This is a genomic window from Thalassovita litoralis, assembly GCF_900182725.1.
GTDB lineage: Bacteria > Pseudomonadota > Alphaproteobacteria > Rhodobacterales > Rhodobacteraceae > Thalassobius > Thalassobius litoralis.
In genome coordinates this window covers 1-13,456 of the sequence record NZ_FXTO01000007.1, presented here as the reverse complement: position 1 = coordinate 13,456, position 13,456 = coordinate 1, and the positions used below count along the sequence as shown (strand labels likewise).

At 55.9% G+C, this 13,456-nt stretch carries 14 protein-coding genes, 1 tRNA gene and 1 pseudogene; 6 read left to right on the top strand and 10 right to left on the bottom strand.

The features are described 5' to 3' along the window. Positions 1–8: 8 nt before the first annotated feature. Positions 9–731 (bottom strand): 1-(5-phosphoribosyl)-5-[(5-phosphoribosylamino)methylideneamino]imidazole-4-carboxamide isomerase, encoded by a 723-nt coding sequence (hisA, locus tag FN828_RS07575; RefSeq protein ID WP_142492810.1) that lies wholly within the window; start codon positions 729–731, stop codon positions 9–11. 159 nt (positions 732–890) lie between these two features. Between hisA and FN828_RS07570 the strand changes: the two genes are divergently transcribed. Together FN828_RS07570 and FN828_RS07565 are read left to right on the top strand one after the other, a co-directional pair. Continuing rightward, complete coding sequence (locus FN828_RS07570) at positions 891–1,274, top strand: DUF2147 domain-containing protein (protein WP_142492809.1); 384 nt, start codon at positions 891–893, stop codon at positions 1,272–1,274. A gap of 104 nt (positions 1,275–1,378) precedes the next feature. Next, positions 1,379–1,768 (top strand): DUF2147 domain-containing protein, encoded by a 390-nt coding sequence (locus FN828_RS07565; protein ID WP_142492808.1) that lies wholly within the window; start codon positions 1,379–1,381, stop codon positions 1,766–1,768. 93 nt (positions 1,769–1,861) lie between these two features. Here FN828_RS07565 and hisH read toward each other — a convergent pair whose 3' ends face one another. Both hisH and hisB read right to left on the bottom strand, forming a co-directional pair. Continuing rightward, positions 1,862–2,500 carry an imidazole glycerol phosphate synthase subunit HisH gene (hisH, locus tag FN828_RS07560; RefSeq protein ID WP_142492807.1) on the bottom strand — a complete coding sequence of 213 codons (639 nt, stop codon included), beginning with the start codon at positions 2,498–2,500 and terminating at the stop codon, positions 1,862–1,864. 4 nt (positions 2,501–2,504) lie between these two features. Next, on the bottom strand, positions 2,505–3,092 hold the full coding sequence (gene hisB / locus FN828_RS07555; protein ID WP_142492806.1) for an imidazoleglycerol-phosphate dehydratase HisB: 588 nt from the start codon (positions 3,090–3,092) through the stop codon (positions 2,505–2,507). 128 nt (positions 3,093–3,220) lie between these two features. Between hisB and FN828_RS07550 the strand changes: the two genes are divergently transcribed. After that, the gene (locus FN828_RS07550) at positions 3,221–3,460 is read left to right on the top strand and encodes an Lrp/AsnC ligand binding domain-containing protein (protein ID WP_142492805.1); all 240 of its coding nucleotides are present in this window, start codon (positions 3,221–3,223) and stop codon (positions 3,458–3,460) included. A gap of 176 nt (positions 3,461–3,636) precedes the next feature. Here FN828_RS07550 and FN828_RS07545 read toward each other — a convergent pair. The 4 genes and pseudogenes from FN828_RS07545 to rlmB form a co-directional block, all read right to left on the bottom strand. Next, a pseudogene (locus FN828_RS07545) lies at positions 3,637–4,078 on the bottom strand (methylated-DNA--[protein]-cysteine S-methyltransferase). A 148-nt stretch (positions 4,079–4,226) separates the two neighbouring features. Next, positions 4,227–5,435: a hypothetical protein gene (locus FN828_RS07540; RefSeq protein ID WP_142492804.1), complete on the bottom strand. Its 1,209-nt coding sequence runs from the start codon at positions 5,433–5,435 to the stop codon at positions 4,227–4,229. Positions 5,436–5,552: 117 nt separating this feature from the next. Further along, entirely contained in the window at positions 5,553–6,026 is a 474-nt protein-coding gene (locus FN828_RS07535; protein WP_142492803.1) for a CoA-binding protein, read from the bottom strand. A gap of 206 nt (positions 6,027–6,232) precedes the next feature. After that, positions 6,233–7,012 carry a 23S rRNA (guanosine(2251)-2'-O)-methyltransferase RlmB gene (rlmB, locus tag FN828_RS07530; RefSeq protein WP_142492802.1) on the bottom strand — a complete coding sequence of 260 codons (780 nt, stop codon included), beginning with the start codon at positions 7,010–7,012 and terminating at the stop codon, positions 6,233–6,235. 135 nt (positions 7,013–7,147) lie between these two features. Between rlmB and FN828_RS20475 the strand changes: the two genes are divergently transcribed. Continuing rightward, positions 7,148–7,231, top strand: a tRNA-Tyr gene (locus FN828_RS20475). A gap of 711 nt (positions 7,232–7,942) precedes the next feature. Next, positions 7,943–9,142, top strand: a complete 1,200-nt coding sequence (locus tag FN828_RS07525; protein ID WP_142492801.1) for a DNA polymerase Y family protein — start codon at positions 7,943–7,945, stop codon at positions 9,140–9,142. A 187-nt stretch (positions 9,143–9,329) separates the two neighbouring features. Here FN828_RS07525 and FN828_RS07520 read toward each other — a convergent pair whose 3' ends face one another. Continuing rightward, positions 9,330–10,862 (bottom strand): hypothetical protein, encoded by a 1,533-nt coding sequence (locus FN828_RS07520; RefSeq protein ID WP_142492800.1) that lies wholly within the window; start codon positions 10,860–10,862, stop codon positions 9,330–9,332. 195 nt (positions 10,863–11,057) lie between these two features. Further along, positions 11,058–11,657, bottom strand: coding sequence for a hypothetical protein (locus FN828_RS07515; RefSeq protein WP_142492799.1), 600 nt, complete (start codon positions 11,655–11,657; stop codon positions 11,058–11,060). A gap of 224 nt (positions 11,658–11,881) precedes the next feature. Between FN828_RS07515 and FN828_RS07510 the strand changes: the two genes are divergently transcribed. Then, entirely contained in the window at positions 11,882–12,115 is a 234-nt protein-coding gene (locus FN828_RS07510; RefSeq protein ID WP_142492798.1) for a hypothetical protein, read from the top strand. 105 nt (positions 12,116–12,220) lie between these two features. Here FN828_RS07510 and FN828_RS07505 read toward each other — a convergent pair whose 3' ends face one another. Further along, on the bottom strand, positions 12,221–12,937 hold the full coding sequence (locus FN828_RS07505) for a DUF3800 domain-containing protein (protein WP_142492797.1): 717 nt from the start codon (positions 12,935–12,937) through the stop codon (positions 12,221–12,223). Positions 12,938–13,456: the final 519 nt, after the last annotated feature.

The following is a 13,456-nucleotide window of genomic DNA, read 5'->3' as shown; positions in this document are numbered from 1 at the left end:
GATGAACCTTATCCCCGCAGAAGTTCAAGCGCCTCTTGCAGGTCAATCGCACCATCGTACAGCGCCCGGCCAGAAATGGCCCCGTTCAACGGCGCGCCACAGGATTTCAGCGCCCGCAGATCATCCAGCGACGATACCCCCCCCGAGGCGATCACGGGAATGGACACGGCATTCGCTAAAGCAGCGGTTTCGTCGACATTCGGCCCCTGCATCGCACCATCGCGGTTGATGTCGGTATAGATGATGGCCGCAACCCCCGCATCTTCGAACGAGCGCGCCAGATCGGTGGCATTCACATTGGTTTCTTCGGCCCAGCCTTTGGTGGCGACCATGCCGTTGCGGGCGTCGATCCCCACCGCCACATGCCCCGGAAAGGCGCGACAGGCTTCGCGGACCAGATCGGGGTTTTCTACCGCGACCGTCCCCAGAATAACCCGCTGCAAGCCCCGCGACAGCCAGCGTTCGATCGTGGCCATATCACGGATACCTCCGCCCAGTTGGGCCGGAACCTTGGTCTGTTGCAGAATTTCCTCGACCGGGCGGGCATTCACTGGCTCCCCGGCAAAAGCCCCGTTCAAGTCCACCAGATGCAGCCATTCACAGCCCGCGTTGACAAACTCCATCGCCTGCGCGGCGGGATTGTCGTTGAACACGGTCGCTTGCTCCATCTCGCCCTTGTACAGGCGCACGGCCTTGCCGTCTTTCAGGTCAATCGCGGGATAGAGGATCATGGGACGCATCCATTTCTTTTCAGGAACTCTTGCGCCGTTTTGCATGGGACGCGGGGAAATGCAACTTTTCGCCCGCTATTTGCATTTCCCCAATGTCAGGCTTGATCGGAATCGCCCCATCGGGTCAGGATCAAACGCATATTCGAGGAGGAATGAGCCATGAAAAAACTGGTACTGGCGGCCGCAGCTTCGGTTCTGATGGCGGGGGCGGCGTTTGCCGATCCGGTCTTGGGCATCTGGAAAACACAGGTTGACGATGGTGCCTATGCCTATGTCACCATATCCGAATGCGGGGCAAAAGTTTGCGGCGTCATTTCCCGCACCTTCAATGCGGACGGGGAATATAAATCCGGCAATATCGGCAAGAAACTGGTCTGGGATATGCAGCCCGAAGGCAATGGCGCCTATCGCAACGGCAAAATCTGGCAACCCTCCAAGGACAAAGTGTACAGTTCCAAAATGGACCTGTCCGGCAATACGCTGAAAGTGCGCGGCTGCATTGGCCCGATTTGCAAAAAACAGACGTGGAGCCGCGTAAATTAACGGCAGGTCAGCCCAACAGCCCGGTTTCACAGGTTTGTGTCACAGGGCTGTCGCGCCAGCCATGATATGCTTGCCCTATCTATTTCACGATAGGGCGAGTCGTCATGCGGCGCGTATTTTTGGTTCTGGTACTTTGCTTGTTTCAGGTCTCTCCCGGCTGGTCAGAGCCATTGCTGGGCCTGTGGCTGACCGCGCCCGACCGCAAAGGACAGGTGGCCCATATCCACGCCACCCCCTGCGGCGTGGCACTGTGCGGCACGATTCTGCGAACATTCGACCGACAGGGAAACCCCGTCACGACCCCTAATCTGGGCAAGCGCGTGTTCTGGGACATGCAACCCACAGCGCCGGGGCGTTACGAAGGGCGCGGATGGTTGCCGTTAAAAAACATGCAGTTTGACGGCCAAATGCACCTGCAAGGCAACAAACTGACAGTACGCGGCTGCATCGGCCCACTGTGCCAATCCCAGACATGGACACGAGTGCCGGGCTAAAACAGCCCGGAACGTGCCACATCGGGTTCTTTCTTGGTAAAAATATCCAATCCTGCTCCAGCCACCGGCACAACGTCAGCGCTAGGGGCCGTGTTACGGACGCCAGTTCAGGAAATTGGCGATCATATGCAGGCCGGTTTTCTGGCTTTTTTCAGGGTGGAATTGCATCCCCAGCATATTATCCCGGCCCACGATGGCCGTGATCTGCCCAGCATAATCCACATGCGCCAGCAGATGCGCCGGATCCGCCACACGAAAATGATAGCTGTGAACGAAATAGGCGTGATTGCCGGTTTCGATCCCATTGAACACCGGATGCGCGTGGTCGATCACCAAATCGTTCCACCCCATATGCGGCACCTTTAACGCCGGGTCGGCGGGGTCGATCTTGACCACCTCGCCGCCGATCCAGTCGAAACCGGGGGTTTCGCTATATTCCAGACCGCGCGTCGCCAGCATCTGCATTCCGATGCAAATCCCCAAAAACGGTTTGCCCTGCCGGATCACAACGTCTTCCATCGCCTCGAACACGCCGCGATGGTCGAACAGCGCCGCGCGACAGGCCGGGAATGCCCCGTCGCCCGGCAGCACGACACGATCCGCGTTTCGGATCACCTCGGGGTCCGAGGTCACGATAACCTGCCCAGCCCCGGTTTCCACGGCCATGCGCTGAAATGCCTTTTCAGCCGAATGCAGGTTGCCGCTTTCGTAATCGACAATAACGGTGGTCATGCGCTTACAACGCCCCTTTGGTGGACGGGATCGCATCGGCCTTGCGCGGGTCGGTTTCTACTGCCAGCCGCAAAGCGCGGGCAACCGCCTTGAACGCCGCTTCGGCAACGTGGTGGGCATTGAACCCATGCAGTTGATCCACATGCAACGTGATCCCGCCATGAGTGCTGAACGCCTGAAAAAATTCGCGGACCAGTTCGGTATCAAACGTCCCGATTTTCTGCGCGGCAAAGGTTACATTCCACACCAGATAGGGCCGCGCGGACAGGTCCAATGCGCAACGCACCTGTGCATCATCCATTGGCAGGTGACATTCGCCATAACGACGAATGCCTTTCTTATCCCCCAAGGCCTGCGCCAAAGCCTGCCCCAGCGCGATACCGGTGTCTTCGACGGTGTGGTGGTCATCAATGTGATAATCGCCCTTGGCCCGGATGGTGAAATCAATCAGCGAATGCCGCGCCAGTTGATCCAGCATGTGATCGAAGAACCCCACGCCGGTCTGGTTGTCATAGGCCCCGGTGCCGTCCAGGTTCACCGTCACCGAAATTTCGGTTTCTGCCGTTTTGCGGGTGATCGTGGCTGTGCGCATGATGCTCTCCAAATCTGTCCCGCGCCTTATAGGCCGCACCTGCGCCCTTGTCCAAGCCTATAGCGCCCCTTGCGCCCCTTGCATTGCTATGACAGCTTGGCCGCACCCAAGGGATACGAGGCACCACCATGACCACCTGCGTTTTCATTCAGATCCGCTGCAAACCCGGCACCACCTATCGCGTGGCCGAAGAAATCGTGCTGCGTGAAATCCATTCAGAACTGTATTCCACCAGTGGCGATTTCGATCTGATGATGAAGCTGTATATCCCCGGCGATCAGGATGTGGGCAAATACATCAACGATCATCTGCTGGATATTCCGGGCATCGAACGGTCGCTGACCACCCTGACGTTCAAGGCATTCTGACCGCCTGCTACACTGCACTGGTGGCACTGCTTGCCCCCTCAATGCCCCCAGCGCGCGTTGCATTTGTCCTATGGCCCGATTTAGGGAATAAGGCCCTTGGTCGGTCTATGTGTGGAAAACTGCGAAACTTGAGTATTTTGGGTAAGGTGAAGCCAGAGGACCGACTAAGAACAGGGTCAGATCAGTAATCCGCCCGCCCCCTCGTGGCGCAACAGCCAAACCTTGGTTTCCACTCCACCACGCCTGGAAAACCCGCCCAACCCGGTCGCCGCCAAAACGCGGTGGCACGGGATCAGAATCGGGATCGGGTTGCCCCCCCCCTGCTCAACCGCCTGTGCCGGCCCCCCAGATCGCGGGCCAGTTCGCCATAAGTGCGGCAATTGCGGCGCAGACCTGTTGCTGAAACGGGCTGGCATCGACGCGCAGAGGCAGATCGAACCCACGTCGGGTGCCTGCAAAATAATCCGCCAACTGTACGGCGGCAGCTTCCGAAAGCGGGCTGGTCCGGGTCTGCGACACAGGAGCGGCAGAACGGTCCCACTGACACCCAGTGATGGCACCGTCCTGTTCAGTCAGCGTGACCGGGCCGGTCGGGGTATCGAGGGTGAGTTTACGCATAACGGCAAGGTGCGGGGAACGCCCGTCCGGCGCAAGGCGGAAAATCAGGGACGGCGCGCCAGCAACAATACCGGCGCGTAATGCATAACAACTTAAAAAGGCCCGCGAATTTTCGCGGACCTTTGCTACATTGGTCGCCATTCCGGCGTTATTGAATAACTGCTGGGCCTCTGCCTCTGGCAGCGATGGCCGCCCTTTCAGCCGCTTCAATACGCGCCGCTTGGGCTCGAATAGCCGCAAGCTCGGCTGCGGAACGGGTACGGGCATTTCGCGCATCTATCGCCAATTGCCGTTCATTGAAAGAACGGAATTCTTCTTGGCTCACGCAGTTTTTGCCCGGTATCGAATACGTGCACGGAACATGTTCCCGAAGTGTCATGACACTACCGGACGATTTGGTGCGCGCCATTGCCATGGCTTGCCTGCGCATTTGATTATTATAGCTTTTCTCGCCGTAAACCGTGCGATCAAGATTATTCAACGCGACGTTCAGCGCTGGATTCTTGCTGTTCACAATCCGTGACGTTGGCGTATAGGTCCGAAGCGATTGCCCTAGGCCGGGGCGGGTCATGGGATTGTCATTTGAAACCGCCACAAGGGCGCTGGCAAACGCATCAAGGGTTGCTTTGCGGCGCTTGGCATCAACGGATTTCCAATATGCAATCCGCTCGTAATCACGAGAGGCCTTGCGCTGCAACAAGGCCACTGTTTTGTCCGGGTTCCGGAACTTCTCCATCTCGAGATTAAGAACCGCATCATTCGTAATCTCATATTTCAGATAGTGACGCATGACATTCAAATCTGTCGCAAGCTCTCTCTTGTCCTTTGCAGTTGTAAACTTACCGGACTGATACTGCTTCACCAGATCCTTGCCCAACACTTCAAAAAACGCGAGTTCGACATCGCGGTCAGCTTGCATGTTCGGATAGCGTGTTGTCCAGCACTCTGCGCGATCACCAATCGTACCGATCACGCCCGAATAATAGGCCTTGACCTGCTTGGCTGTGTTCAGAATCGGCCGTTCGCCAAGGGGGGCATCCGCTGTACCGCAGACCTGCCGCAACTGTTTACCGGTTGAGAACTGCAACCGTGCACTGGTCAAATCAACCTTCTGATCAAACGAAAAATTGCGAACAGATTCGAGATGCTGAACGATATGTCCGCTTGGCGCACGCCCCTTTTTCTTCATCGCATCATCCGAAAAGGAACCGAAGGTTGCATCTGACGACGACGCCGCAGTGGATAGTTGCGGCTTCTGCGCAAGCCCCGGCTGAGCCGCACCATCAACACAGGCCGAAAGCCCAAAACACGCACAAACTAAAGCTAGCCCTTTTAGGCTATTTTGAATTTTTGACATCACTGTGCCTGCCCATAAATACGCTAACGTATTTATTTTTATATACTAAAAACCCAATCAAACGATAGAGCGCCACCCAACAATGTCAAACACAAATACACATTTTACATGCTGGTTTCAGAGCTTCGACGAAATCACCCCGGTGGCGAAACCACCCATGCGCAGTTCCCCGAACAGACGTTGATATTCGATCTTGGGGCAGCGGTTCATAACCACATCCACACCCCGCGCCCGCGCTTTTTCAGCGGCTTCGGCATTTTCCACGCCGATCTGCATCCAGATCGTTTGCAGTTCCGGGAATGCCGACAATGCCTCGTCCACGATAGGGGGAACGTGATCGGACCGGCGGAAAATATCCACCATATCCACACCGCCTTCGATTTCGGACAGGGTGGCACGCACGGTTTGCCCATACAGGATTTCGCCTGCATGGCCGGGGTTCACCGGAATGACCTCGTACCCCTTGAGGCCCATATACCGGGCAACATAGTTCGAAGGCCGCACCGGATTCATCGACACCCCCACCACGGCCACGCGCCGGGTGCGCTTCAGAATCGTTTTCAGGAAATCGTCAGAATAATGTTCGCTCATGCCCTAGGGTTATCGCGCCCAGTCCGTGCTGCATAGGGTCAGAAACCCATCGGCGTAAAAAAACACCCCAGGGGCAGCCTGGGGTGCAAGTCACGGAACGAGGGACAGTGAATGGAGCCGCAGGGGTTCCGGCCCCGCAGTTCGCATTACATGTATGATCGCATGATCAGATATAAAGAGGGTGTCAAAAACCTGTGAACACCGCGTTAACGCGGTTGAGACGCATAAAGCGCCACCGCTGCCGCGTTGGACACGTTCAAAGACCCGAACCCCCCGGCAAAATCAATCCGCACCAATGCATCGCAGGTGTCGCGGGTCTTTTCGCGCAGGCCCGGCCCTTCGGCCCCCAGCACCAGCGCCACGGGGCGATCACGTTTGCCCTCTAGCGCGGTTTCGATGGTCTGATCCGCCTCGCCCGCCAGCCCCAGCACCAGATAGCCCATTTTTTGCAGGGCTTCGATGCCTTCGGCCAGATTGCGGATACGCAGATAAGGCTGCCGTTCCAGCGCCCCGCTAGCGGTTTTGGCCAAAGCGCCGGTTTCCGGGGCGGAATGGTGGCGGGTGCCAATCACCGCGCAGGCCCCGAACACCTCGGCCGAGCGCAGAATCGCCCCGACGTTATGCGGATCGGTCACGCGGTCCAGCACCACCACGCGGGGCGGCAGGTCGGGTTTGCCAATGCAAACATCCTCTAACCGGCCCCAATCCAGCGGTTTCACTTCTAACGCGGCGCCCTGATGCACCGAATTGGCATCAATCGGTACATTGAATTTGCGCGGGTCCACCAGTTCGGGTGTCATGCCGCTGGCCTCGATCGCATCGGCCAGCTTGTCATGCGCGTTTTTCGTCACCACCAGCCGCAGCTTTTCACGGCGGGGATTCTGCAACGCATCGCGCACCGCATGAAGGCCGAACATCCACACGGTTTCAGAGGCGGACGCCTTCTTTGCCTGCTCTTTTTCGACGACCCATTTGGGCTTTTTCATCGTGCTGATCCCCATGTTTGGCGTTGCGGGCTGTAATGCGCCGCGCAGCAGACAACTGCAAGGAATTTTCCTGTTGACGCCCCCCGCCGACACTTGTAATCACCCCCACACGTTCTGAGGCACGGCCGCAGACACGGGCGACGAGCTGCAAGGTGCGGCAGCGGACTGTAACTCCGCCGGGGAGACCCATGCCTGGTTCGATTCCAGGGTCGCCCACCATAGCCTTAATTTTTCGTTTAAAATCAAGGCTAAGGTGTCCCGCAGGCACACAAACCCACCCAAATTAAATCAATGACTTACGTATCGAGTGTCCCGCAGTTTTTGATTGCGATCTTGGCCATAGAGGGAGCTCTGGGTAAAATTGAATCCCCCCCTTTTTTAATCACCCCCCCCTATTCCGACCGATTTTTACGTGCATCCTTTGTAGGCTTAAATGCAAACAGCCCCCCCCCATTTTTTTGCGCATGCACACAATTAGCCTGAAGTTGACCGGCCTTTCATTTTGTCCAATTGGAGCGCATAAAAATATCTGCATATCCATCTTCAGCGCCCAGCTGCCTCCCCAACCAACGACCGTATGGTTCTAAGCGTGCGCCAAAGTTCCGACTGTCGAAGTTCGGGAATTGGGTGTTGCGCCGCCTTAAGGAAAGCAGAGCGCAGTAGAGCGCCCCGCGAGATACGCGCAGCCAGCCAATCCAGCGCCTCCAGAACGTCCGGGGTTGCTGGATCTTCCTCTTGGCAATTCCTTACAGCCTCCGCCAGCCTCAACAGGCACAGCGCCGTGCGCTCACCCGGCTCGACCGCCTCTGACCAGTCACCACCAAATGCTACGTTAGATAATTGCTGTTTTCGGTCCATGTTCCACCCCTTGCAGAATGAGAACATATATAGAACATTTGACGGTGAATTACCATTCGGCAGGTTTTGTGGATGACACTTCTACGAACGCTATACATCGACATGAACAGCTTTTTTGCATCGGTCGAACAGCACGAAAACCCGGCACTGCGCGGCAAGCCAGTGGCTATCACCGCTATCGATTCGACCAGCGGAGCCTGTGTGGCTGCCAGTTACGAGGCCAAGGCGCACGGCATCAAAACCGGCACGTCTGTCCGAGAGGCTCGGCAGCTCTGCCCTGGAATCACTTTCCTACCATCCCGCCATCGGCTGTATGTCCGCTACAACCTGCGCATTGCGGCAATTCTGGATGAGATGGCAGAACTGGAACGCATCAGATCTGTCGATGAATTTCAGCTGGTGCTGTCTGGGCCGCATCGCACTATTGATGGTGCATTCGATCTGGTGCGTCGCATGAAGCGTCGGGTTGCCACCGAGATCGGCCCGGCTATCCGCTTTTCGGCGGGCATGGGGCCAAATCACCTACTGGCAAAAATCGCAGGCAAGCTGGAAAAACCGGATGGCTGCCAGTGGCTGGCCCCGGAAAACATGCCCGACCGGCTGGCACATCTGGCACTGGATGATCTACCCGGCATATCGCGCGGCATCCTGCAAAAACTGCACCGCGCCGGGATCATGGACATACCTGCACTATACCGGCTTGATCCGCGCCACGCGCGCGCAATTTGGCGGTCAGTCGAGGGGGAGCGATTTGTGCGCGCTCTGCAGGGCATGGACATACCGCTGACCAGCACCTCACGCCATGGATACGGCAACAGCAAAGTTCTGGCCCCGGACAAGCGCCGCGTCCGCCCGGCCTATCTGGTGGGGCGCTGGCTACTGGCAAAAGCGACAGCACGAATGCGGCGGGATGGACGGGTTGCGACTGAACTGATGCTCAGCGTGCGCCGCGCGGACGGGGGGTGGAGCGATAGCATCAGGTGCCGTCCATCATCGGACACAGCTTATTTCCTGTCGCTGCACCGCGACTTGTGGGAGCGCCATATTGGCAAGCGCGGACCCGGGGCGATCCTGTCCGTCAGCATTCATCTGGGGCATGTCGCAGACCTTACACGCCGCACTGGGGATCTGCTATTACCGCTGGGGCCTGCCGAAAAGACTGCCGGTGAACGGGCCTCTGACGTGATTGACCTGATCAACCGACGGTATGGGGCCGACACCATCCGCCATGGGGTGCATCTGCCTCATCCGGGTTTTTTTGAGAGGGGGTGACAATGGGCGGATACCGGTCATTCGCGGCACCCGCAAACGCATCCTGTCTAAACTACGAAAGCGGCCTTCAGGATGGAAGCTCGACGGGCTAACATGCTGCACTTGGCACCAAGGTCAGCAATGCGCAGAAAGCGGATTTTGCAGAGTCCAGTCCGAGGCTTCAGAAAACCGGCGGCAAGGGACGGGACTACTTGTCTGTCTCAATCGGTGCTTCCGTTAAAATCTGTTCGTCGTACAGCTTTCTTTCCATGAGGCGCACAATACGCGGGTCCGCAATTGAATACTCATTGGACGGCTTTCCTCCCACCCCGCCTTCCGCTTCCCGCTTTCCGCTTAGACTTACCGCACCCGCGTCTTGCCATTTTAAGATACGATTTGTTGCGGCAGGAGCACTGATTTTGAAGGCAGCTTGCACTTCTTTGTTAATGAAGGTGGATTTGTTTAGCCTTAAAATCTGACTAAGAACTTCTTTATCGTATATCGACCAAATGACATCAGAAACGTATTTGTCCATGCCGTTCACGAAGTCTTCAGCCTCCAGAAAACGATGCTCTTGCTGTGAAGAATACTTGGAGTCGAATTCTCGCACGACTGTATCCAACAACCGAATTGTTTCTCGTGGTGACTTCACCGCCAGGTCTATGATCTCGCCAATCTTTTCATCACTGATGCTTTCATCAGCTGCTAATTCTGAAAAACGGGATAAGCGATTCGAGCTAAAAAATGATATACGAGTGTCAATCATTTTTCGGAGGAAGTCCGCCGTCCATGAAACCTCGCTGTGTGCCAGTTTGTCGAGCCGAACTGAAAGCGTACCATTGGCAAATAGGCCCTTAACTCTATCCCACAAAAAGAACTGCCATCCTAAACCTTCTACCTCCATTAACTGAACGTGCGACAGCAACGGAAAGATGAGACGCGCAGAGGCTTCGGGTGAATTCTGAGTCATAGGATGTTCATCAACCTTATCGACAAACACAGACACTCCCGAAAATCCAAATACTCTCGTTAATTCAACCAACTTCGCGAGCAAAGCAGTGCCTGAGATAATGGCGCCATTTTCATTGAACATGTCGGCAACTTGAGACCTTATACTCTCAGTATTGGCATGTTTCTCTGAAAGGCCAGAGGCAACCACGCTGACGAGTTCAGCAATCGAAGACCATTTTTTCTGAATCCAGTTTTTTGTTTGACTCTTCCAATTTTGCCTTAGAATCGCCATAGTTTGTGCCTGGCTAACCCTACGATTTGCCTCGGGGACCCGCAGGTAAAAGGCCTGTACCAAGACAACCACCAAATTAAGTTCTTCAGGCTCCAAGAGTTCTACTATGTCCTCAGCATCATCTTGATCGGAGATCCATAGCAAAATTGTTTCAATCACCCGAAAGGCGAGCTCTTTCAGCAGAACATCGGAAGAAATGTCATTGACAGAACCAACCTCCAGAACTCTGGAGAAATCGATGTAAGGAACCGCAAGTGGGACGGTCTTATTCGTAGCGTGCAATTTCCAGAGTTCTCGCTCGGTTGCAAGCCGCGTAGCCGACTTACCTCCGCCCCGAGCACCGAATAGTAAATGTGTGGATGGTGTCTGCGCGCGCTTTTTGGCGACTTCAAAGTAGGGAGGAACTACCGCATAATCGAGGATGTCCGGTTCATTCTCCGCGACGTATTGCTCAAATGGGCTTGAGTCAAATTTGAAGTTATTTTCGAATGTTGGCACTCGACCTCCCCCTCCGACCTAGGAGACTCAGAATTTCATCCCCCAAGTTCATGAACAAGCACGCGCAGCGCAATGTCAATGTCAGTTCGGGGCTGGCTGCCGTCATCGACTTCGATGTCAGTCCACCCAAAGCGCCAAAAATAATGCGCTGCACCGCCGCAAGGCAGCCTCGAGCCCTTTGCGGTCCGGAGGCGGCTAAGCAGGCCATTCGATCAGGGCCATGGTATGGAGACTTCGCTGCATTTCTTCGCGCTTCGCATCATCTTGATGGCGGAATGCCCAACCAATTTGGAGAATGTCCCCGATGATGCGTGCGGCTAGCTTAGCAATCTCAGGAACTCCTGACACCTCAATCGACCACCCCATCGGCTCGAAATGCACGAACTGGTTCCGAATATCCCTGTGAAAGCAGCGCAACCGATTCAGCTCCGTTTCGCTGATCACGACACCGGCGGTGTTGCTGCGATCCCCTGCCGAATGAGGTTCTCGCACTGCTGCAAGTAGGTCTGGAAGCCCCATTAAATGGGTCTTGGGCGGTTTCGCTTTCAGATTGGTACGCGAGTTCTCAAAATAAGCCAGCCACTCGCCGGCGTTAGGCTTGGTGACCGCACCCACCGGTGCCGCAGTCGTAGTGAGATGACATACGCAGGCGCCTTGCAGCGCCGAATGCAACGCCAGCACCACCCACTTCCATGCTAGGGGGTCGTCGCCCACAACCTGAGCGGCGCGAATAACATGGCGGATCGATCCCGCTACATCCTCCGCCTCATCCATCCGGATCCAATTCTCCACCATGGGTCCCTCGCCGTCATTCCGCTTGTAGAGAGCATAGACCAATCGAGGGTGATATGAACATATGGTCGCTTTCGGGCGGCGGGTTAGCGAGCCTTTATAGCCGACTTGGTGTCGAAAACGTGTCATCCGCCAAATGTCGGCTCCATCCCGCTCTGCAGACCTTTACCTTTCAAAAATGCTGCACGATGCACGAATGGCCGGTTCGGTGAAGCTGCGACGCAGCAATGATGGCTTTCGCGGGCGTCCGGTTTGGGCCGGGAACGACGGCGCAATGGTTCGGACCTGGCAAGTGCCACGTTGCACTGCCGCAGGTCGGCTTCGAGCCCTTTTTGACGGTTGCTGCGTCATGTGCAAACGGCGGCTATGCGCAGGAAAGTGCGCTTTGCAAAGTCGTGGCACGAACCGCCTCCTTGCCGTTCGTTGATCACGATTTTGATGTCAAAGAAGAGAAACCTTGAATGTCAGGCAGCGCATAGTATGCTGATGTCAGCTCGCGGCAGCCGAAACGGCTGGCTAGACCGGTCTCCTCGGGAGGACCGATAGGCTGTCGCGTGTGGATTATCTTAACAGTTGAAGTTCCAGATAGAGAACTGCCGCTCGTCTCGTGGGGTGTCTGTCGACAGGTCCGTAATCGGGCTTTTCGCCATCACGTATTCTCGCAGGTCAGACTTCACCGCTTTTACCGTTCTGTCTTCACGATGCGCAGCCATCGCACCTATGATCACGTCAGTCATTTGCAGAAGACCGACCTTCTTTGATGCAGTTGGGTGGATTTCTCTAAGGCAGTTCGGTTTTGCGCTGTACATCTTATATGCTCGCGCACAAATCCCGTTTCTGTAGTCGCCAATTTGATCAGAATCCGGCCCATGATCCGGGAACATGACTATGCGCCACTTGCTTCCATACCGCCTGCAAACTTCGTGCAGCATAAGCTGGTAGTACATCTTATTGACAGACAACTGCGGCGCGCCACGTCCTTTCTTGTGGTGATCGAATTCATTAAAATCGACGATAATCGCATGGAAATGCATATAGTGCAGGTCGATCGCCTCATAGAAAAGGTCGACCAAGGCCTCATAAGTCGCCTTCTTCCTGCCACCGCGATATTCACTCCACTTGAACTCGCTCTGCATACCGATTCCATCCTTCAACGACTGGACCTTGCCGTTTAGGAGGTCAACCATGTGAGCCTTGACAGCAATGCCGCCGACGACAGCATACTTGTTGTCACCCGCGTAGCTGCTGCAGTCGCAATAGTAGTGGAGTACGTCCAGCGCCATCTATATCTCGTTGTTGCCAAGGTTCGCTGCAATAAGATAACTATACCCGCAGTGGGTGTGAAGCTCGACTTGTGGAAGCGTAACCTGAGAACTGCGTTTATTCGAAAACGCGCAGTGAACGTCCTGTCTAAGCCCGACGTGCTAGACCGCGACGTCCGCGTTGGGCTGAGAGCGGCCATCGCTCAGGATTATACGAACGGCAACTTCGTCCCGCTCTGCCGACCTTCGGTAGGTGAAATTGTTGCGCATCGCTTCAAATGGCCGGAAATACGGGCGGCAGCGCAGCATCTGAGCTGGCGAAGGACGGCAGTCCAAGGGCCGGTCATGCAGAGCAACAACGGGCGCGCAACATGCTGCGCCCCCGTTTACCCGCTCTCACAGCAGTCCCGTCCGCACTTCCCTGTTGGAAATCAGCAACTCGCTAACCTGCTTTGCCCCCGCTTTGGCGATGGTATAGGTCAGGTTCACAGCCTCGATATGGAACCCGGAAAACAGTTCCCGCACTTCGGGCCTATCGTT

What these genes read in the sequence shown, in the direction of transcription:
- FN828_RS07505 (WP_142492797.1), bottom strand. Translation starts at nt 12,937, where the DNA reads ATGGCGCTGGACGTACTCCACTACTATTGCGACTGCAGCAGCTACGCG.
- FN828_RS07565 (WP_142492808.1), top strand. Translation starts at nt 1,379, where the DNA reads ATGCGGCGCGTATTTTTGGTTCTGGTACTTTGCTTGTTTCAGGTCTCT.
- FN828_RS07510 (WP_142492798.1), top strand. Translation starts at nt 11,882, where the DNA reads ATGATGGCTTTCGCGGGCGTCCGGTTTGGGCCGGGAACGACGGCGCAA.
- hisB (WP_142492806.1), bottom strand. Translation starts at nt 3,092, where the DNA reads ATGCGCACAGCCACGATCACCCGCAAAACGGCAGAAACCGAAATTTCG.
- FN828_RS07515 (WP_142492799.1), bottom strand. Translation starts at nt 11,657, where the DNA reads ATGGTGGAGAATTGGATCCGGATGGATGAGGCGGAGGATGTAGCGGGA.
- FN828_RS07535 (WP_142492803.1), bottom strand. Translation starts at nt 6,026, where the DNA reads ATGAGCGAACATTATTCTGACGATTTCCTGAAAACGATTCTGAAGCGC.
- FN828_RS07570 (WP_142492809.1), top strand. Translation starts at nt 891, where the DNA reads ATGAAAAAACTGGTACTGGCGGCCGCAGCTTCGGTTCTGATGGCGGGG.
- rlmB (WP_142492802.1), bottom strand. Translation starts at nt 7,012, where the DNA reads ATGAAAAAGCCCAAATGGGTCGTCGAAAAAGAGCAGGCAAAGAAGGCG.
- FN828_RS07550 (WP_142492805.1), top strand. Translation starts at nt 3,221, where the DNA reads ATGACCACCTGCGTTTTCATTCAGATCCGCTGCAAACCCGGCACCACC.
- hisH (WP_142492807.1), bottom strand. Translation starts at nt 2,500, where the DNA reads ATGACCACCGTTATTGTCGATTACGAAAGCGGCAACCTGCATTCGGCT.
- FN828_RS07540 (WP_142492804.1), bottom strand. Translation starts at nt 5,435, where the DNA reads ATGTCAAAAATTCAAAATAGCCTAAAAGGGCTAGCTTTAGTTTGTGCG.
- hisA (WP_142492810.1), bottom strand. Translation starts at nt 731, where the DNA reads ATGATCCTCTATCCCGCGATTGACCTGAAAGACGGCAAGGCCGTGCGC.
- FN828_RS07525 (WP_142492801.1), top strand. Translation starts at nt 7,943, where the DNA reads ATGACACTTCTACGAACGCTATACATCGACATGAACAGCTTTTTTGCA.